Genomic DNA, 19478 nt, shown 5'->3' on the forward strand with positions numbered 1-19478 from the left:
CGCCCGCGAGGCCACCACACCGTCGCATCCACAAGAAGAGAGCCGCTCTATGAAGACCAGCATCCGCAGAAGCAGGCGTGCCGCCGTGGCCGTCGCCCTGGGCTCCGTGCTCGCGCTGACCGCCACCGCGTGCGGCGACGACGGCAGCGGCGCCGCGGGGGACAAGGGCGACGAGGGGTCCGGCAAGGGCTCGATCACCTTCTGGGACAACAACGGCGGTGTCCGCACCGACATCTGGAAGCAGATCATCGCGGACTTCGAGAAGAAGAACCCCGACATCAAGGTCAAGTACGTCGGGATACCGGCCGCGAGTGCCCAGTCCAAGTACGACACCGCGATCCAGGGCGGGGGGCTGCCCGACGTCGGCGGTGTGGGGACCGCGGTGCTCGCGGAGGTCGCGGTGCAGGGGGCGTTGGAGCCGTTGGACAGCCGGCTCAAGTCGAGTTCCCTGAACGGGAAGTTGAGCCAGAACCTGCTTGATGTCAGCAAGTCCGCGGGCGGCGGGGACACGCTGTACCAAATTCCCACCTCCGCCAACAACGGGACCCTGTGGTACCGCACCGATCTGTTCAAGGCGGCGGGCCTGGACGCGCCGACGACCTGGTCGAAGTTCTACGCCGCCGCAGACAAGCTCACCGACAAGGCGAAGAACAAGTTCGGGTTCACCATTCGGGGTGGCGAGGGGTCCATCGCGCCGGCGCTTGACGCGGTGTACGGACAGACCGGGATCACGTCCTTCTGGAACGGGGACAAGACGACGGTCAACGACCCGAAGAACGTTGCCGCGTTGGCGAAGTACGTCGGGCTGTTCAAGAAGGACACTCCGTCCGCCGACCTCAACAACGACTTCACGAAGATGGTCGCTCAGTGGGACAGCGGGACGATCGGGATGCTGAGTCACAACCTCGGGTCGTACCAGGACCATCTGAAGGCTCTGGGCGCGGACAAGTTCAAGGGCATTCCCAATCCGACGCTGGACGACGGTACGCGCGTGCAGATATCCAACCCCGTTGACGGGCTGAGTCTGTTCAAGTCCAGCAAGAACAAGGAAGCGGCCTGGAAGTTCATCGAGTTCGCGGTGTCCGCGGCGGAGAACTCCAAGTACAACGAGTCCGCCGGGCAGGTGCCGGCCAACACGGATGCGGCCAGTGCGGCCTGGATTCAGAAGTCCGAGCCCACGGAGTTGGCCGCGGCGGCGTTGAACGGGGCGTCCACGAAGATTGTGCAGCTGCCGTATTACCTGCCGGACTGGAACACGATCTCCAAGGCGGACAATGAGCCGAACTTCCAGAAGTTGTTGCTGGGGAAGGTGACGGCCAAGGAGTTCCTGGACACGTTGGCCGACCAGTTGAACACGGCGCAGGCGGACTGGAAGAAGAACCACTGATTTGGGTGGTCGCGGATTGTGGGGGACTGCCGGCCCGTTGTGGCTGGTCGCGCAGTTCCCCGCGCCCCTAAAAGACATGTACCTCAGCTGCGTTGAAAGGCACCCCTGTGTCCTTAAGCCGTAGACAGGTCACTCTCGCGGCGCTGGCCGCTGTTCCTCTTCGCCCTGGTGGGCGAAAGGACCGTACTCTCTACATCGCCGGTGATTCCACCGCCGCCCAGAAGTACTCCACCGAAGCTCCGGAGACCGGGTGGGGAATGGCGCTCCCCTTCTTCCTGCGCAAGGAGGTGAAGGTTTCCAACCAGGCCATAAATGGCCGGAGTTCGAAGAGTTTCGTCGACGAGGGGCGGCTGGATGTCATTCTCGCCGCCATCAGGCCCGGCGATTTCCTCCTCGTCCAGTTCGCGCACAACGACGAGAAGACCGCCGACCCCACCCGCTACACCGAGCCCTGGACGACCTACCAGGACTATCTGCGGATGTACATCGACGGGGCCCGCAGCCGTGGCGCCCGGCCGTTGCTCGCCACCCCCGTCGAGCGCCGCCGGTTCGACGTCGACGGCAACGCGCTGCCGACGCACGGGGATTACCCCGCGGCGATGCGGGCGCTCGCGCAGGAGGAGCGGGTCGCGCTGCTCGACATCGAGGCGTTGTCGCTCGCGTTGTGGCAGCGGCTCGGGGTGGAGGAGACGAAGGCCTACTTCAACTGGACCGACACCGAGCAGGACAACACGCACTTCAATCCGCCCGGTGCGATCGCCGTGGCGCGGCTCGTGGCGCGGGAGTTGCCGCGCACCCGGGTGCTCGCGCCGCGTGATGTCGTCCGGCTGCACGAGGACATTCCGACGTCCTGGATCACCTGGCCCGAGGCGAGCGACGCCTCGGACGTGTAGGCAAGGAGACCCGCACGATGCGCACACAGAAATGTCATGGACGTGTCATAGCAATGCTGGTGGGCTGCACCGCCCTGGCCCTCGCCGTCACCACGACCACGGCCCAGGCCCATCCGCGCACCCTCGACCGGCAGACCCTCGGCGCCGGTGACGGCTGGGCCTCCTACGGCACCGGCACCAGCGGTGGCGCGACCGCCACCCCGGATCACGTCTACACCGTCTCCAACTGGGCTGACTTCAAAGCCGCGCTGGCCGCCGGCGGAACCGCGCCGAAGGTCATCAGAGTGCAGGGTGTGATCGACGCCAACGCCGAGGGGTGCGACTCCTTCGCCGCGCCCGGCTACGACTTCGCCCAGTACCTCGCCACCTACGACCCCGCCGTCTGGGGCTACGACCAGAACCTCGACAACGAACCCGCCGACAGCCCCGAGGGCCTGCGCCGTGTCTCCGCCGCCAACCAGGACGCCGCCATCAAGGCCTTCATCCCCGCGAACACCACCATCGTCGGTATCGGTCGGAACGCCGGCTTCAAGGGCGCCAGCCTCCAGATCAAGGCCGTCGACAACGTCATCGTCCGGAACCTCGCCTTCGAGAGCCCGTTGGACTGTTTCCCGCAGTGGGACCCGACCGACGGCGACACCGGCAACTGGAACTCCGAGTACGACAGCACCGTCATCTACGGCTCCACGCATGTGTGGTTGGACCACAACACGTTCACCGACGGTGCCCACCCGGACAGTTCGCTGCCCACCTACTACGGGCGGATCTTCGAGCAGCACGACGGCGAACTCGACGTCGTCAAGGGCGCCGACTACGTCACCGCCTCCTGGAACGTCTTCACCGACCACGACAAGACGATCCTCATCGGCAACAGCGACAGCGCCTCCACGGCCGCCGTCGACCGGGGGCATCTGAAGGTGACGCTCCATCACAACCTGTTCTCCAACCTCGTCGAGCGCGCACCCCGCGTCCGCTTCGGCCAAGTCGACTCGTACAACAACCACTTCGTCGCCGAGCCGGGTTACGGCTACAGCTACGGCATCGGCCTGGAGTCCCAACTCGTCGCGGAACACAACGCGTTCACGGTCCCGGCCGGCATCTCCGAGGCCACCATCCTCAAGAAGTGGTCCGAGGCGCCGCTCACCGCCGACGACAACTACGTCAACGGCAGGCCCACCGACCTGATCGCCGTCCACAACGCGGGAGTGCCGACCGAGATCCTGCAGTCCGGCGCGGGCTGGACCCCGACCCTGCGCACGAAGATCGACCCCGCGCGGGCCGTGCCGTTCATCGTCGACCGGGGCGCGGGCGCGGGCCGCCTGCGCTGACCAACCCCCGTACACACCGGGCCGGTTCCGTCCGACCGGCCCGGCACCGGGGCCCACCTCACGAGCCACACCGCGAAGGAGCACCCGCATGCCCTCGCACCACCACTCCCTCCGACTTCCCCTGTCCAGACGGGGATTCCTCATGGCCGGCGCCGGCGCGGGCGCCGCGATCGGCCTCACCGCCGTCCCCGTCCCCGCCCTCGCCGTCGGCAGACCGCGCCCGTTCGGCCGCTACGGCTCTCCCGCCGCGCGTCCCACCCCGCTCACCCTGTACGTCGACCCGCGCGGCCGGGGCGACTTCACCACCGTCCAGGCCGCCGTCGCCACCGCGACCGGCGCCGGATACACCCTGGTCATCGCACCCGGCGTCTACCGCGAGACGGTCACCGCCGGAGTCACCGACCCGGCGACCGGCCAACTCACCACCGCCGCCTCCGAGATGACCTGGATCGGCGCGAGCGAGAACCCGCGCGACGTCGTCATCGTCTACGACAACGCCAACGGGACGCGGAAACCCGATGGTTCGGGCACCTACGGCACCTCCGGCTCGGCCACCACGACCATCCGCACCGACGGTTTCACCGCCCGCCGGATCACCTTCGCCAACGACTGGCTGCGCGCCGACCACCCCGACATCACCGGCACACAGGCGGTCGCCATCAAGGTGCAGGGCGACCGTTCGGCGTTCTTCGACTGCCGCTTCCTGGGTCATCAAGACACCCTGTACGCCGACTCGTTGGCGCTCGGCGTCTTCGCCCGCCAGTACTACGCCCGCTGCTACGTCGAAGGAGACGTCGACTTCGTCTTCGGGCGGGCGACGGCCGTCTACGACCACTGCCACTTCCGGACGCTCAACCGCACCGACCTGGCGACGGCACCGTACGGCTTCGTCTTCGCGCCCTCCACGGCGGTCGCGAACCCGCGCGGATACCTGGTGACGCGCAGCCGCGTGAGCAGTGAAGCCCCCGACGGCTACTACAAGTTGGCCCGTCCCTGGGTGCCCGGCTCCGACACCACCGCCCACCCGATGCTCACCGTGCGGAACACGGTGCTCGGTGCGGGGATCGACGCGGTGGCGCCCTACACCAACATGTCGGACACCTATCCCTGGCAGAGCCAGCGGTTCGCGGAGTACCGGAACACGGGCCCGGGTGCCGTGATCAGCGTTCCGGAGAACCGGCCCCAACTCACCGCCGCGCAGGCCGGGTCGGCGACCCGCGAGGCGTATCTGGGCGACTGGACACCGGGGCGGAGGCACTGAGATGGCTCTGCGCAGACGCACCCTTCTGACCGGGCTCACCGGTGGTCTGGTGACCGCCGGTGCCGGGTCCGCCGTAGCGCTCGACCGTCGTCGTGTCCTGCACGTCCGGCCGGGTGAGTCGGTGCAGGCGGCCGTGGACGCGGTGGAGGGCGGCGGCTGGACGATCGTCGTGCACCCGGGGACGTACCGCGAGGTCGTCAACGTGCCTGTGGGGGCGGGTGAGTTGACGTTGCGCGGTGCCACGCGCGATCCGCGGGACGTCGTCATCGTCTACGACAACGCCAACGGGACGCAGCGGCCGGACGGTTCGGGGACGTACGGGACGGCTGGCTCCGCGACCTTCACGTCGGCGGCGCCCGGGCTGACCGTACGGGACCTGACCCTCGCCAACGACTGGCTGCGCGCGGACCATCCGGAGATCACGGGGACGCAGGCGGTGGCGGCGTATGTGACGGGGGACCGCTCGTACTTCACGAACGTGCGGCTACTGGCCCACCAGGACACCCTGTTCGCGGACACCAGCGCGCTGGAGGTCTTCGACCGGCACTGCTACTCCCGCTGCTACATCGAGGGAGATGTCGACTTCGTCTTCGGACGGGCCACCGCCGTCTTCGCGGACTGTCACTTCAACACCCTTGAGCGGGATGTGGAGTTCACTCCCAAGGGCATGGTCTTCGCGCCGTCCACCGCCCGCGCCAACCCGCACGGCATCCTCGCGGTCCGTTCGCGGATCACCTCCGGCGCCGAGGACGCCGCGTACAAGCTGGCCCGGCCGTGGGTCCCGTCGTACGAGACGACGGCCTGGCCGTCCCTCGTCGTGCGGGACACCCGGATCGGGCCCGGCATCGACCCGGTCGCGCCCTACACGAACATGCGCGACGCCTATCCCTGGCAGTCGATGCGTTTCCACGAGTACCGCAACACGGGACCGGGCTCCGTGATCACCGTCCCGGAGAACCGGCCCCAACTCACGCCCGCCGAGGCCGACCTGCACACCCCTGCCGCCTACCTCGGTGACTGGCGACCCGTCCGCCCACTCTGATCGACGAAAGGACCCGCACGTCATGCGTCGTATCAGCACCTTCACCGCGCTCGCCGCGACCACGGCCTCGCTCGGACTCGCCGTGATCGCCACCCCGGCACACGCGGCCACCGTCGTGGTCAGCAACTCCACCGATCTGACCAGCGCCATCAAGAACGCCACCGCCGGTACGGTCATCCAGGTTCGCGCCGGCACCTACTACCCGACGGCCACCCTCCAGTCCACGACCAACGGCACCTCCTCCGCACCGATCACCCTCACCGCGTACGGCTCGGAGACGGTCAAGATCGACGGCTCGTCGCTCCCGTCCGGGTCCTGGATCTTCAAGCTGACCGCCGACTACTGGAACGTCTCCAACCTCACCTTCCAGAACTCCCCGGACAGCGCGGTCGTCTGCCAGTCCTGCACCGGCACCAACTGGAGCAACGTCAAGACCATCGACGGCGGCGACTCCGGCTTCACACTCACCGGCGACGGCACCGTCAACAACACGGTCAAGAACCTTGACTCGTACGGCAATTACGATGCCGCGACGCACGGCCAGAACGCGGACGGGGTCGCCATCAAGTTCGGCTCCGGCACCGGCAACCTCGTCACCGGCGCCCGGCTGTACAACAACTCGGACGACGGCATCGACCTCTGGTCCTTCTCCTCGCCGGTCACCATCGAGCACAGCTGGTCCTTCGGCAACGGGATCAACCGCTGGGGCGACTCCGCCTTCGAGGGCAACGGCAACGGCTACAAGCTGGGCGGCAACGGCGTCACCGTCGCCCACGTCGTCAACAACTCGGCAGCCTGGGGCAACGCCGGCAACGGGTTCACCGAGAACTCCAACACCGGCGCCATCGTCATCAACCGCACCACCGCCTACGCCAACGGCGGCTCGGGCTACTACTTCGCCACCAGCTCCGCCAAACTCGGCAAGAACCTCGCGGTGAGCAACGGCGGCGGTTCGGTGAGCAAGGGTTCCGCGGTGACCTCGTCCGGCAACAACTGGGACTCCGGCATCTCCACCCCGTCCTTCATCTCCACGGACGCGTCGACGACGTACAACGCCCGCTCGTCCAGCGGCACGCTTCCGTCCACGACGTTCCTGACGACGGGGAGCACGACCATCGGCGCGACGATGAACTGACCTGTACGGTGGGCCCGGTTCGGACGTTCCCGGGCCGGGCCCACGTCAGCCCCTGTCGCCGGGTCTGTAAAGCGAGCGGTGCAACTGGGGTTGGTGTGGCCAGAGTTGGCCTGCTGCGAGGCGGCCGTCGAAGGCCAGGCCGGAGTCGTGCTTGAACTTGTCGGGCGCGAACTCCAGGACGAGCCCGCCACTCTTGTCGGTGGCGAGATGGACGCCGGCCAGTTCGAGATCCTTCACACAGCGGATGGCGCCCGCAATGTCGTACTGCCCGGGGTCTGTGGCGAAGGACAGGGCGCTCGGGGGCAGGTCGGCGCTCAGGCGCGGCAGTTCGGCCAGGTAGGCGTGCGCATCCAAACGGAATCCGGGCACCTCGGGATCCCAGTCCGCCGCGACGAATTTCATGGACAACCTTCCTGCGAGAGCGGGGGCGACGCCACCGGTGTTGTTGTGGATGCTCGACGACGTGCTCTGCTGGGCCGGGCCCCGCACATCGTCCGACCGGCGTGCCCGCAGCGCCCCCGATCTTCTTCTGCAACGGCGTGTAGGAGTCGTCGAACTCCTTGCCCTGCTTGCCGTTTCCCCAGGGCACGCGCAGCCCGTTGAGGGACTCACCAGTGAGGTCAGGGCCTGGCGGTCCTGATGTCGAGGACCTCGGCCGGGTCCTTGCCGTCAGCCATCGCGCGTTCCCCCGTTCGCAGTCGCGTGCACGACGGCAGGGGAAGCCGACCAAGGGAAGGTCAACTGGAGCCCATGCGCCGGTAATTCCCCGTCCTGTGCGTTGTGTATCGATCGCATAAAGGTCCTCGCGTCTGGCGTGTGATGCGCGTAGACAGTCCGTGACCTGGTGCATCACCCATCGGAACCAGATCCGGAGATTCCATGCGGAAGTCCCTTAGAGCGGCCGCCCTCGGCGCCGCCTGTGTCGTCGCCGGTGCCGCCCTGTACGGCAGTGGTGTCGCCACCGCCGGCCAGTCGACGGCCAACTCGACGCACGAGCCGTACAACATCGGCCTGTTGACGAAGGACATCGACACCTACTACGGCACGACGCTCGACAGCAGCGGCGTGTACCAGGCGTCGGCGACCAGCGCGTACGCCAAGGACCTGGCGCGCATCGACGCGTCGGCCAAGAAGTACATCGACGCGGCCGTCCACAAGCACCACAAGGGCGCCAAGCCGGCGGTCGTCTTCGACATCGACGACACGCTGCTGCTCAGCCTCGACTACGAGAAGAAGAACAACTACGGCTACAGCTCGGCCACTTGGGCCGCTTACGTCGCCCAGGCCAACCGCCCGGAGGTCTTCGGCACCCCCGCGCTGGTCAAGTACGCCGCGTCCAAGGGCGTCACGGTGTTCTACAACTCGGGTCTGACCGAGGCGCAGCGCACCTACGCGGTCGACAACCTGAAGAAGGTCGGCGCCGACGTCAACCTAGACGCCGACCACATGTTCCTCAAGAACACGGCCAACCCGCCGTCGTACCTGAGCGGTTGCGCGACCGCCGGTACCTGGACCTGCACCACCGTGCAGTACAAGTCCGGCACCCGGAAGCACATCGAGGACCTCGGGTACAACATCATCGCCAACTTCGGCGACCAGTACTCGGACCTCGACGGGGGCTACGCCGACAAGACGTACAAGATCCCGAACCCGACCTACTTCGTCAGCTGATCCTCACCGGGCGGTCTTCACCGGCCGATCTTCATGGGTCCGACTGACCCGAGGGTGGGCACCACCGGCCGGATCGTCCCGTCCGCCGCGAACCGCAGGCGGTCGATCGTGGTCTCCCGGTGCGTGCCGTCCCCACCAGGCTTTCCTGGCCCGTTCAGTGCGAACCGGTGATAGACGATGTACCAGTCGTCGGTCCCCGGCGCGTTCACCACGGAGTGGTGGCCGGTGCCCAGGACGCCGTACTCGGGGTTCTTGGACAGAATCGTGCCCCGCTCGGTCCACGGACCGAGCGGGGACGGTCCCGTCGCGTAGGCCACGTGGTAGTCCTCGCTGCGGGTGTCGTCCTCGGACCACATGAAGTAGTAAGTCCCCTTGTGCTTCACCACGAAGGACCCCTCACGGAAGTCGCCCGTCGTGATGTCCTGCACCTTCGTCGCGTCGTACGACGTCATGTCGTCGTTCAACGGCACGACGTACGCGTGCCCGTTGCCCCAGTAGAGATACGACTGCCCGTCGTCGTCGGTGAGGACGGCAGGATCGATCATCTGGCCCGCCAACTCCTCCTTACCTACCAGGGGTTGTCCCAGCGCGTCCTTGAAGGGGCCCGCGGGCGAGTCCGCCACCGCGACCCCGATCTGCTGCTCGGCACAGAAGTAGAAGTAGTACTTCCCGTTCCGCTCCGCGACCGCCGGCGCCCATGCGTGCTCGTCGGCCCAGGTGACGTCGGTCCCCAGGTCGAGGATGACTCCGTGGTCCCGCCAGTGGACCAAGTCCCTTGAGGAGTACGCCTTGAAACTCGGCCCGCCCCAGTCCGCGTAGCCGTCACTCGTGGGGTAGATCCAGTACTGGCCGTCGAGGCAGTGCACGTCCGGGTCTGCGGTCAGCCCCGGCAGCACGGGACTTCGGGTCGGCACCGCTTCCACCGTCCAGGTCCGGCTGGTCCCGTCCGCCGCCGTGACGGTGTACTGCTGTTGGGTGTGGAAGTCGCGTGTCGTCCCGGAGGGCGGAGTGAGCGTCGCGCCCGCGCCGATGGCGAGGGTCGGCGCCAAGTGCCCCAGCTCCGCGTCGGGTTGCATGGGCAGCACGACCTTCGAGGAGGCCTCGGTGACGACCGCGTACCCCAACTGTCCGTGTGTCGTCGCGTCCATGACCGAGGTGGGTGTCGCCGGATACGCGGCCAGCAGTCGGTCGTACTCGGTCTGCGTCACCGGAAGTACCGTGCCGTGTCGGGGACTTGCCGGGAGTTGGTAGTCCGTGGACGGGGTCCATCCGCCGGAGTCGAGGTCGATGGTCTCGAAGGGGACGTAACCGCGCAGCCCGTACTCGTCGACGAACAGGTACCACTTTTCCTCGGTGTTGGACTTGAACACCGTGGGGCCTTCTCCGCGTTTGATCGCACCGTTGCCGATGCACTCCGAGATGAGGTCGTACGACGGGGAGGTCAGCGAGGTCGACTTCTCGGCGGTGATGAACTTGGAGCAGGGGGAGTCGGAGGAGCCGGGGGAGTCGGAGGACGGGTCGCGTTCGTCCTTGGTGTAGCGGTAGTAAGTGTCCCTGTGTTTCAGCACAGTTGAGTCGATGACGGAGTGGTCGGGGCCGTTCCAGACCTGCGGCGCGCTGAAGGTGCGGAAATCCTTGGTGGTCGCGTACAACATGCGGTTGTAGGTCGAGCCGGTGTGGTCGGGGTCGTCGTCGCCGTACAGCTTCGACGCCCAGAAGACGACGTACTCACCGAGCGAGTCGTCCCAACAGGCCTTTGGCGCCCAGGCGTTGCCCGCGTTGTCCGGGGCAATCTGCACCAACCGTTGGTCGGTCCAGTGGACCAGGTCGGTCGACTCCCAGATCATCACCGACCTGCTGCCGTGCCGCTGGACGTCGTCCCAAGTGCCGCTGCTGTTCCGGTACATGCGCAGGTCGGTGGCGACGAGGTAGAACGTGTCGCTGCCGGGGGAGCGGATCACGAACGGGTCGCGCAGCCCCTTCTCGCCGATCGTCGAGGTCAGTACGGGTGCCCCACCGTTCAACTCCCGCCAGTGCAAAGGGTCGTTGCCGCGGCTGAGGGCGTAGCGGATCTGCTCGTCGTCGGCGGTGTCGTCGCCGGTGAAGTAGACGAAGAGGTAGCCGGCGTACTGGGGGTGGGTCACGGGCGTGCTCCTGGGTGAGGGCGCGGGAGTCGGGCGTGGGGTGCAGGCAGGGAGATGATCTTTCGGAGTGTCACCAGTGAGGTGCGGTGAGTCAATCGATGCGGGTGCGCCAGGGGGGAATCGAAAGTTTCGCTTCTTCCCCGGAGGTACCCCCGCGCTTTCCCGTGCTTTTCCCGTGCGCGCGGCAACCCTTTCCGGACACGGCGGCGACCAGTGATCAGAAACGGGCCGGGGCGGCCCCTCCGGCCCGTTTCGTCCTCGTCATCCAGGAAAGGAACCAACCCCGTGCGTACGAGCACCGGACGCCACCGCAGGACCCGCACCCTCTCGATCGCCGCCGCGGTGGCCGTCGCCGCGGGGGCGGGCGGCGTCTACCTCGGCCTCAACAGCGGTGGTGCGCAAGCCGCTTCGTCGACGGTCACCGTGTCCACCACCACCCAGCTGGAGTCGGCCGTCGCCAACGCCACGGCGGGGACGGTCATCCAGGTCAGGGCGGGCACCTACACCCCGGCCGCGACCCTCAAGTCCACGGCGGACGGCACCAGTTCGGCCCGCATCACGCTGAAGGCGTACGGCACGGAGAAGGTGAAGATCGACGGCTCCAAGCTGCCCGCGGGCCAGTGGCTGGCCGGTATCTACGGCGACTACTGGACGGTCCAGAACCTCACCTTCCAGAACTCCCCGGCACAGGGCTTCGTAGCCACGTCCTCCGTAGGCGGCATCTTCAAGAACCTGGTGACCGCGAACAACGGCGACTCCGGCTTCACCCTGCGCGGCGACGGCACCACGAACAACCTCGTCCAGAACCTGGACAGTTACGGCAACTACGACGCCGCCGGGCACGGCCAGAACGCCGACGGCATCGCCATCAAGTTCGGCTCCGGCACCGGCAACAAGGTCACCGGCGCCCGCCTCTACAACAACTCGGACGACGGCCTCGACCTCTGGCAGTTCTCCTCACCCGTCGCCATCGAACACTCCTGGGCCTTCGGCAACGGCAAGAACCGCTGGAACGACTCCGCCTTCGAAGGCAACGGCAACGGCTTCAAGCTCGGCGGCGGAGGCGTCTCCGTCGCACACGTCGTCAACGACAACGCCGCCTGGGACAACACCCTCAACGGCTTCACCGAGAACTCCAACACCGGCGCGATCATCCTCAACCGCAACACCGCGTACGCCAACACGGAGTCCGGCTTCTTCTTCGCCACGAGCAAGTCCCGCCTGGCGCGCAACCTCGCCGTCGGCAACAAGGGGGGATCGGACACGCTGGGTTCGGGGGCGGTTTCCGCGGCGAACAACTGGGACGGCGGGGTCGCCACGCCGTCCTTCAAGTCGGCGGATGCGACTACCGCGTACGGGGCCAGGTCGTCGAGCGGGACGCTGCCGACGACGACGTTTCTGACGACGGGGTCTACGACGATCGGCGCGACGATGAACTGACGTGCCTTGTCGTGAACTCCGCCCCCATACTGACGATCCCGTACGTCACCAGGGGAGGCACCCGTAGCACAGGACCCCGCGCCGAAGCATCTGACGATCACGCTCGACTTCGATCTCCAGACCCCCAACTCCACGGTGGGCGAGGCTCGGCTCAAGGCGGCCTACAACGCGGCCGTCGACGCGGCGCTGGAGGCAGCCACGAAGGAGTTCCCCGAGGGGAGCATCAAGACCATCACGGCCGAGATGCACTGGTCGTACCGGTGGATCGAGAAGCGGCCGACGACTCGCACACGCCGCGCTGTTCGCGTCCGTCCGCGGAGCTGGGGCTGCCGTAGGTTCGGCCACCGTGGCTGTGATCATCTGGTGGGTGCAGAGCCGATGACACGTAGGACGCTCATCCGCAGGACGCGGAGGCATATCAGGCACGACGAGGTGGCGCGTCTACGCCCGTGCAGCCTTCACGGCCAGCCCCGTTCATGACCGTTCAGGGAGGGCCGTGCGCGGGCCATGCCTGAGAGCAGCGATGATCCGATGCTCCAGGACGTCGCGGTCCACACTCTCGGGCATCTGTTCGGCCCTGGCCGTGCCACTCTCGTGCCGGAACAGACGGGAACTCGCGGGGAATCAGGGTGGGCAGGGGTGGGCACGGCCAGACTCCGTCCAAGACAGAGAATCCGCAGATCACACGCGTGGTCGCCCAACCTCGCTCCCAAAGCGGTGATCACGCGTCGGGTGTGCCGGGCGCGAGACCGGGAGCATCAAGGCGTAGCACGAGTGCACGTAGGGCCCTGAGTTCGGCGTCCAGGGCCCGCGCACCTTCACGGGTGAGGGATACCCATGTTCGGGGGCGTCGACCGGCGTAGCCCTTCTCCACCGTGATCATTCCGGACTCCTCCAGCACCTTCAGGTGCCGGGAGAGATTTCCGTCGGTGACGGCCAGTTGTTTCTTCAGGAAGCTGAACTCGACCCGGTCGGCTTCGCGGGCAACAGTGAGGACACCGAGCCGCACGCGCTGGTGGACGGTGTCGTCCAGCGCCTGGGTTGGATGCGGTTCCTCTTGGTCGTGCTGCGTAGCGGTCGAGTCTTCGACGCTCATGAGGCGACCGTACCCGCAGCTCCGACACCGGGCGCGCCGCGGCGGACCGCTGTCCACTCGCACAGACCGGCGAGAAGCAGGACGGCAGCGAGCAGAAAGGCCTTGACCTGCGGTCCGTCGGCCCAGCCGGGATGGGTGGGGTGCTGCCAGGGAAGCCATCCACTACCCCAGGAGGCTCCTAGGTACCCCGTGAGCAGCAGGGCGTGAGCGATGCCGGCCGCTGCGGCGATCCAACTGCGTTCGGCAATGCCGAGGGCGAGAAGTCCGATGCCGACCAGGTACCACGGGGAGGCGTAGCTGTTCTCCAGCAGCACGGCCTCCCACGGCTGGTCCTTGCCGAACAGCAACGCCACCAGAGCTGCCGTGATCGCAGTGGTGGTCGCGGCGGTCACGCGGACCCACATGCCGCGCCGCGGGACGACGCCCCGGGCCTCGCCGCGCAGGCGGTACCAGCGGGCGAAGACGAACCATGCGAGGGGGAGGAGCGCGAACCACACGCCCCATGCCGCGAAGCGCAGGACGGCTCCGTCGAACTCGCCCTTCAGGCAGGGTGTGCCCGGTTCGTGGACGACGCACAGGCCGGTCAGCTCGGCGGAGGCAAAGGCCGGATAGGACCCGATGTAGCGCCCATGGGCTCCGAAGTTGAAGGCGTACCGGGCGACCGGAACGGCCGCCAGTGCAAGGAGCCCGAAGCCAAGGAGGAGAGTCCAGGCTCCGTTGGTCTGCGTACGGGTCCTCGCTCGAAGGCGCCTTCCGTCGCAGCCAACAAGGCGGCCGCGGTCGCCCTCGGTTCTGATCCCGTGTTGCTCAGTGCGGATGTCCCCATCTGTCCCCCTTGTAGCCGGTGCTCTGGCAGCGCTCGTGAGCGGATCGCCAGATGGCCGCCCGCCGAGAGTTAACTTTGCGATGCAAAGTACATGGCAGTCAAGAGTAAGCTGTGTAGTGACCACAGCAAGAGGGCCTTCCAAGGAGCAACGCCGAGCAGGCCGGCCGATAGCCCGAAGAGGCGTCAGCGACGGCTCAGCTCGCAGTTCACGACGAAGAGGTCGTGCCAGACGCGTGCCATCACCGAGTGGCAGAGGCGAGGCAGGTCGATGAGCGGGCAGGCATGGGCTGTCTCCCGGGCGCCGGAGGTTGCTCGACAGTGGCCAAAGACGGCCGACGACACTCACCAGGCGCGGGGGCTGACCGTTCCTTCCTGGCCAGCAAAACCCAGCTCCCGAAGATCCTCGACAACACCCACAACATGTCAAACCCGTTCAGAGTGGCCGGACTTGATGGCCGCGAGCATTCGTCGGTCGTCCTTGCCGACCTTGAGACGGCTGTCGGCGGGCGAAGGAGCTTGAGTCTCCCGTAGGGGGAGACGTAAAGGTGGGCGGCATGGATGGCGACACGCTCTACTCGATCGGTGAACTCGCTCGGCGGACCGGGCTCACGGTCAAGACCGTTCGGTTCTACTCCGATCGCGGGATTGTGGCGCCGACGGACCGCAGCCCGGCCGGCTACCGCCTCTACGGCATCGATGCTGTCGCACGCCTGGACCTCGTAAGGACCCTGCGTGAGCTGGGACTTGACCTCGCCACGATCCGCAAAGTCGTGGACCGTGAGCTCTCGCTGCCCGAGGTCGCCGTGGCGCACGCCGAAGCGCTGGCGGTGCAGATCCGGGTCCTGCGACTGCGGCACGCGGTGATGACGGCGGTGGCCGAGCGTGGGGCGACACCTGAGGAGACGGAACTCATGCACCGGCTGGCCCAGCTCTCCGAGCACGAACGCCGACGTCTGATCGGCGAGTTCCTCGATGCCGTATTCGGCGGTCTCGACGCCGCCGCCCCCGCACTGGCCGGGGTCATGCGCTCGATGACCCCCGAACTGCCCGACAATCCGGAGGCCGAACAGGTGCAGGCGTGGGTGGAGTTGGCCGAACTGTCCCTGGACCCGGGCTTCCGCGTCTCCATGCGGAAGATGGCCGAAGAACAGGCAGCCGAGCAGGCCAGGAGTGACACCACGGTCCCGATCCGCGACATCGCCGTAGCCGTCCGGGACCAGGCCGGCCCGGCCCTCACCGCTGGCATCGAGCCGGCCTCACCCCAGGCCGATCCGTTCGTCGCGTCGTTCACGGCGCACTACGCCCAGCTTCTCGGCCGCCCCGACGACAGTGAGCTCCGCCACCGGCTGGCGACTCGGTTGGAGAGCGTCAACGACCCCCGCAGGGAGCGATATCTCCAGCTGCTCGCGGTGGTCAACGGGTGGACGGCACCTGAGAGCCTGGCTCCCGTCTTCGACTGGTCCGTCCGGGCTCTGCGTGTCCGGACGCCGGGGCGCACGAGTCCCTGAGATCCAGGGCACAACGCAACGCCCCCACCGATCGTCACCGGCAGGGGCGTTGCTCTGCTGACCGAGGGGGGGCTCAGGTCAGCAGGTCTACGCAGTCGAACGACGTGCCTGGGCTGAGGAAGCCCGAGCCTGTCGAACCACTGATGGTCTTCATCTTCAGGACGTCGTACTGCGTCGTGTCCGAACTCCACGCACTGGAAAGGACGTTGAAAACGAACGTGTGGTTGTTTCCGCGGTAGGAACCCGTGGTGAGATCGCGGGTCGTGGGCTGGGTGGGTGGGGCGGGGATCGTCGATACCCAGTCGTTCACGGTTACTTGGGGGCGGGCGTCGATGTACGCCGGGAAGGACGCGCGAACGTCGTCAGGTCGGCGTTCTTGAACTCGCCCGGTGTGCCGTCCCAGTTGCCGAGGCGCCATGGCGTCGACGCGGTGGACGGGTCGGCTGTGATGGTCAGGGTGTGGAGTGACGTCGTACCGCCTGCCGTGAGCCACCTGCCGTCCGGGTGCAGGGTTGCCGTGAGATCGACATTTCCCTCTACGGCATTTCTCTCTACGACTTCTGCGCCGCGAAGTCGCCCTTCACCGCGAGCTGTTGGCCGGCTGCCGTGCCCGCCGCCGAGTAGCTGTCGTCCTTGGCGTCCCGGCCGCCGCGCGCATGGTTGTACTGGCCGGCGAAGACCCAGTCCCCGACCGCGACGGTACGGCCCTCCTTGAGTACCCATGTGTAGACCAGGAACGCGCCCCGCTCCGTCACCGTCTGCGTGAAGTCCTGCTCGGGCAGTGAGCGCCAGGCGCCCGCGGAGGTGACCCCGGCGGTCAGCTTGACCTTCAACTGGACGGTGAGTGCGGTGAGTTGCTTGGTCGTCTTGAGGGTGATGTCGCTCTGTGCCCAGAAGTCGTTGCTGCCCGGGTCGATCGAACCGTCCGACCAGAGGGGGCCGTCCTGGGTACCGGAGGCGGCCGGCAGCGCGGGGGGTGCGGAGGGTGCGGCGGTCCCGGGGGCGGTGGGGGAGGTGCCCGCCTCGGGGGAGCTGTGCGAGGTGTCGCCGGAACCCGAACTCGGGCTCGGGGCAACCGGTTTGACGGGCGTACGGCTCGTCGCGTCCGGTGACGGCGTGGGGGTCGGGGTCGGTGAGACGGACACCGTCTGCTCGGCGGGGGTGTTGTTCTTCACCGCGGACGCCACCGCGTAGCCGCCGATCGCGAGGACGCTCGCCACCGCGGCCGTGGCGCTGACCACCCGCACCCAGCCGAACACGGGCGGCCGGGTGGCCCGGTGGTCGGGGCGGGACTGTGCGGCCATGCCGCGTTCGAGCCGGGCCAGGATGCGGGAGCGGTCGGGTTCGTGTGCCTCGGCCGCCTGGTGCAGCCGGGCGATCAACTCGTCGTCGTGCACGTCCTGGTGCCTCATCGGGTCCTCCCTCCGGTCTCGCCGCCGCGTGCCAGCGCCGCGTGCATCCGCAGCGGGGGGCTCTGCGGGCCGAGCAGACGTTGCAGCTCGGCCATGCCCTTCGACGTCTGGCTCTTAACCGTACCGACGGAGACACCGAGGGCGAGCGCGGTGTCCTTCTCGGACAGGTCGAACGCGTGCCGCAGCACGACACAGGCCCGCTTGCGGAACGGCAGCCTGCGCAGGGCCTCTTGGACGTCGACCACGCCGGCCACGTCCGGGTTCTCGGTCTTCTCCTCGCGCTGCGACCAGAACAGGGCGACCCGTCGCCGCTCGCGCACCGCGCTGCGGATCCGGGTGCGGGCCAGATTGGCGACGACTCCACGGGCGTAGGCCGCGGGATGGTCGGCGGCGCGCACGCGGTCCCAGCGGTGCCAGAGCGCGAGCAGCGCGTCGGCCGCGAGATCGTCGGCGGCGTCCGCCTCACCGGTCAACAGGTGGGCGAGCCGGGACAGTTCGGCGTAGTGGCGTTCGAAGAAGGCGTGGAACTCCTCGGAGGCGGCGTCGTCGACGACTGTGCCCACGGCGGACCTCTCCTCGCTGCGGTTTGTGAGTGTCATGTAGATGACACGTGTTTGTTCGGGGATGACCCCCGCGAGATCCGGAAGCGTAGCAGTGATCAACTGGCCGATCTGGTACGGACCTTCGAACGGCGTCTGACAGGTCGACCACCGACTGGCAGGCCGACCTCGATTCCGTAACACGGGGAAAACCTGAAACAGGTTCAACGCGGGAACAATCCAGCCAGCATCCGCGCACCGATCATCGAAGCCACGAGGAGTACCCGCATGTCCGAGTCAGAGAAGGTGCCCGACCGGCCAAGTGCCGAACCACCGGCGTCGAACGGTGTCGACCGGTTCTTCAAGATCTCCGAACGGGGATCCACCTTCGGCCGTGAGATACGCGGCGGCTTCGCCACGTTCTTCACGATGGCCTACATCCTCGTCCTGAACCCGATCATCCTGGGCAGCGCCAAGGACAAGTTCGGGCACACCCTCGACACCGGCCAACTGGTCACCGCCACCGCCCTGGTGGCCTGCGTGATGACGGTCATCATGGGCGTCGGCGGCAACCTGCCGCTCGCCATCGCCGCGGGCCTCGGCCTCAACGCCGTCGTCGCCTTCCAGTTGGCGCCGCTGATGAGCTGGCCCGACGCGATGGGCCTCGTCGTCATCGAGGGCGTCCTCATCTGCGTGCTGGTCCTCACCGGGCTGCGCGAGGCGATCATGAACGCGATCCCGCAACAGCTCAAGCAGGCCATCGGCGTCGGCATCGGCCTGTTCATCGCGTTCATCGGCTTCGTCGACGCCGGCTTCGTCAGTCGTATACCGGACGCCGCCGAGACCACCGTCCCCGTGCAGCTCGGCGCCGTCGGTCATCTCACCGGCTGGCCCGTTCTGGTCTTCTGTCTCGGTGTCCTGCTGACCATCGCGCTGTTCGCCAGGAAGGTGAAGGGCGCGATCCTGATCAGCATCGTCACGATGACCGTCCTCGCGATCATCATCAACTCCGTTGCCGACATCAAGAGTTGGGGCCTGATGACCCCCAAGGTGCCGGACAAGATAGTGGCCGCGCCCGACTTCGGACTCATCGGCCACTTCAGCCTGTTCGGCGCGTTCGGCGAGACCAGCGCGATCACCGTCATCCTGCTGATCTTCACGCTGATCCTGTCGGACTTCTTCGACGCGATGGGCACGATCGTCGGTATCAGCGCGGAGGCCGGTCTGCTGGACGACGATGGACAGGTGCCGAACATCGGGCGCGTCCTGTTCATCGACGGGGCCGCCGCCGTCGCCGGCGGGATCGGGTCCGCGTCCTCCAACACCGCGTACATCGAGTCGGCGTCCGGGGTCGGTGAGGGATCGCGGACCGGGTTCTCGAATCTGGTCACCGGGGGGTTGTTCGGGCTCGCGTTGTTCCTTACGCCGTTGCTCACGATCGTGCCGTTGCAGGCCGCCGCGCCCGCGCTGATCGCCGTCGGGTTCCTGATGATGACCCACGTCAAGCACATCGACTGGGACAAGTACGAGATCGCGATTCCGGCGTTCCTGACCATCGCCGCGATGCCGTTCACGTACTCGATCACTGACGGGATTGGTGCCGGGTTCATCTCCTACGTCGTGATCAAGGCGGTGCTCGGTAAGGCGAAGGAGGTCAACTGGTTGCTGTGGGGGGTGTCGGCGCTCTTCCTGGTGTACTTCGCGATTGACCCTGTTGAGCAGATTCTGGGTGTGAAGTAGAAGTAGAGGTCGCTGCGCGGTCGGCTTGCGGTTCGTCGTGGCTGGTCGCGCAGTTC

Annotated in this window: 17 protein-coding genes; 10 read left to right on the forward strand and 7 right to left on the reverse strand. The window is 67.3% G+C overall.

Features of this window, described 5'->3' with window-relative positions; all coding sequences use genetic code 11:
* The first annotated feature begins 49 nt into the window (after positions 1–49).
* From OG226_RS36825 to OG226_RS36850, 6 genes are all read left to right on the forward strand, one after another.
* The gene (locus OG226_RS36825) at positions 50–1387 is read left to right on the forward strand and encodes an ABC transporter substrate-binding protein (protein ID WP_329351244.1); all 1338 of its coding nucleotides are present in this window, start codon (positions 50–52) and stop codon (positions 1385–1387) included.
* Positions 1388–1494: 107 nt separating this feature from the next.
* Positions 1495–2280, forward strand: a complete 786-nt coding sequence (locus OG226_RS36830; protein WP_329351245.1) for a rhamnogalacturonan acetylesterase — start codon at positions 1495–1497, stop codon at positions 2278–2280.
* Positions 2281–2297: 17 nt separating this feature from the next.
* Complete coding sequence (locus OG226_RS36835) at positions 2298–3608, forward strand: pectate lyase family protein (RefSeq protein ID WP_329351246.1); 1311 nt, start codon at positions 2298–2300, stop codon at positions 3606–3608.
* Between the two features lie 88 nt (positions 3609–3696).
* Complete coding sequence (locus tag OG226_RS36840; RefSeq protein ID WP_329351247.1) at positions 3697–4869, forward strand: pectinesterase family protein; 1173 nt, start codon at positions 3697–3699, stop codon at positions 4867–4869.
* Positions 4870–4876: 7 nt separating this feature from the next.
* Complete coding sequence (locus OG226_RS36845; RefSeq protein WP_329353627.1) at positions 4877–5911, forward strand: pectinesterase family protein; 1035 nt, start codon at positions 4877–4879, stop codon at positions 5909–5911.
* Positions 5912–5933: 22 nt separating this feature from the next.
* Positions 5934–7046: a right-handed parallel beta-helix repeat-containing protein gene (locus OG226_RS36850; protein ID WP_329351248.1), complete on the forward strand. Its 1113-nt coding sequence runs from the start codon at positions 5934–5936 to the stop codon at positions 7044–7046.
* Between the two features lie 45 nt (positions 7047–7091).
* Here the strand turns inward: OG226_RS36850 and OG226_RS36855 are convergent, their stop codons facing one another.
* On the reverse strand, positions 7092–7448 hold the full coding sequence (locus tag OG226_RS36855; protein ID WP_329351249.1) for a hypothetical protein: 357 nt from the start codon (positions 7446–7448) through the stop codon (positions 7092–7094).
* Between the two features lie 477 nt (positions 7449–7925).
* Between OG226_RS36855 and OG226_RS36860 the strand changes: the two genes are divergently transcribed.
* Complete coding sequence (locus OG226_RS36860) at positions 7926–8717, forward strand: HAD family acid phosphatase (RefSeq protein ID WP_329351250.1); 792 nt, start codon at positions 7926–7928, stop codon at positions 8715–8717.
* Between the two features lie 17 nt (positions 8718–8734).
* On the opposite strand, the gene OG226_RS36865 is transcribed toward OG226_RS36860, so the two are convergent.
* The gene (locus OG226_RS36865; protein WP_329351251.1) at positions 8735–10861 is read right to left on the reverse strand and encodes a family 43 glycosylhydrolase; all 2127 of its coding nucleotides are present in this window, start codon (positions 10859–10861) and stop codon (positions 8735–8737) included.
* Positions 10862–11146: 285 nt separating this feature from the next.
* On the opposite strand from OG226_RS36865, the gene OG226_RS36870 reads away from it, so the two are divergent.
* The gene (locus OG226_RS36870) at positions 11147–12301 is read left to right on the forward strand and encodes a right-handed parallel beta-helix repeat-containing protein (protein WP_329351252.1); all 1155 of its coding nucleotides are present in this window, start codon (positions 11147–11149) and stop codon (positions 12299–12301) included.
* 721 nt (positions 12302–13022) lie between these two features.
* Here OG226_RS36870 and OG226_RS36875 read toward each other — a convergent pair.
* Together OG226_RS36875 and OG226_RS36880 are read right to left on the reverse strand one after the other, a co-directional pair.
* Entirely contained in the window at positions 13023–13397 is a 375-nt protein-coding gene (locus OG226_RS36875; protein WP_328684114.1) for a winged helix-turn-helix domain-containing protein, read from the reverse strand.
* Positions 13394–13894, reverse strand: a complete 501-nt coding sequence (locus tag OG226_RS36880) for a hypothetical protein (RefSeq protein ID WP_329351253.1) — start codon at positions 13892–13894, stop codon at positions 13394–13396. Before OG226_RS36880 ends, OG226_RS36875 begins: the two co-directional genes overlap by 4 nt.
* 883 nt (positions 13895–14777) lie before the next feature.
* Between OG226_RS36880 and OG226_RS36885 the strand changes: the two genes are divergently transcribed.
* Positions 14778–15731, forward strand: coding sequence for a MerR family transcriptional regulator (locus OG226_RS36885; RefSeq protein WP_329351254.1), 954 nt, complete (start codon positions 14778–14780; stop codon positions 15729–15731).
* Between the two features lie 73 nt (positions 15732–15804).
* Here the strand turns inward: OG226_RS36885 and OG226_RS51690 are convergent, their stop codons facing one another.
* From OG226_RS51690 to OG226_RS36900, 3 genes are all read right to left on the reverse strand, one after another.
* Entirely contained in the window at positions 15805–16041 is a 237-nt protein-coding gene (locus OG226_RS51690) for a polysaccharide lyase family protein (RefSeq protein ID WP_443066938.1), read from the reverse strand.
* A 241-nt stretch (positions 16042–16282) separates the two neighbouring features.
* The gene (locus tag OG226_RS36895; RefSeq protein ID WP_329351255.1) at positions 16283–17143 is read right to left on the reverse strand and encodes a hypothetical protein; all 861 of its coding nucleotides are present in this window, start codon (positions 17141–17143) and stop codon (positions 16283–16285) included.
* Positions 17140–17706: a SigE family RNA polymerase sigma factor gene (locus OG226_RS36900; RefSeq protein WP_328684118.1), complete on the reverse strand. Its 567-nt coding sequence runs from the start codon at positions 17704–17706 to the stop codon at positions 17140–17142. Before OG226_RS36900 ends, OG226_RS36895 begins: the two co-directional genes overlap by 4 nt.
* A 264-nt stretch (positions 17707–17970) precedes the next feature.
* Here OG226_RS36900 and OG226_RS36905 point away from each other — a divergent pair, with 264 nt between their 5' ends.
* A complete protein-coding gene (locus OG226_RS36905; RefSeq protein ID WP_328684119.1) occupies positions 17971–19422 on the forward strand; it encodes an NCS2 family permease in 1452 nt (483 codons plus the stop codon).
* The last annotated feature ends 56 nt before the right edge of the window (positions 19423–19478 follow it).

Source organism: Streptomyces sp. NBC_01261, from assembly GCF_036226385.1.
In the GTDB taxonomy this organism is placed as follows: domain Bacteria; phylum Actinomycetota; class Actinomycetes; order Streptomycetales; family Streptomycetaceae; genus Streptomyces.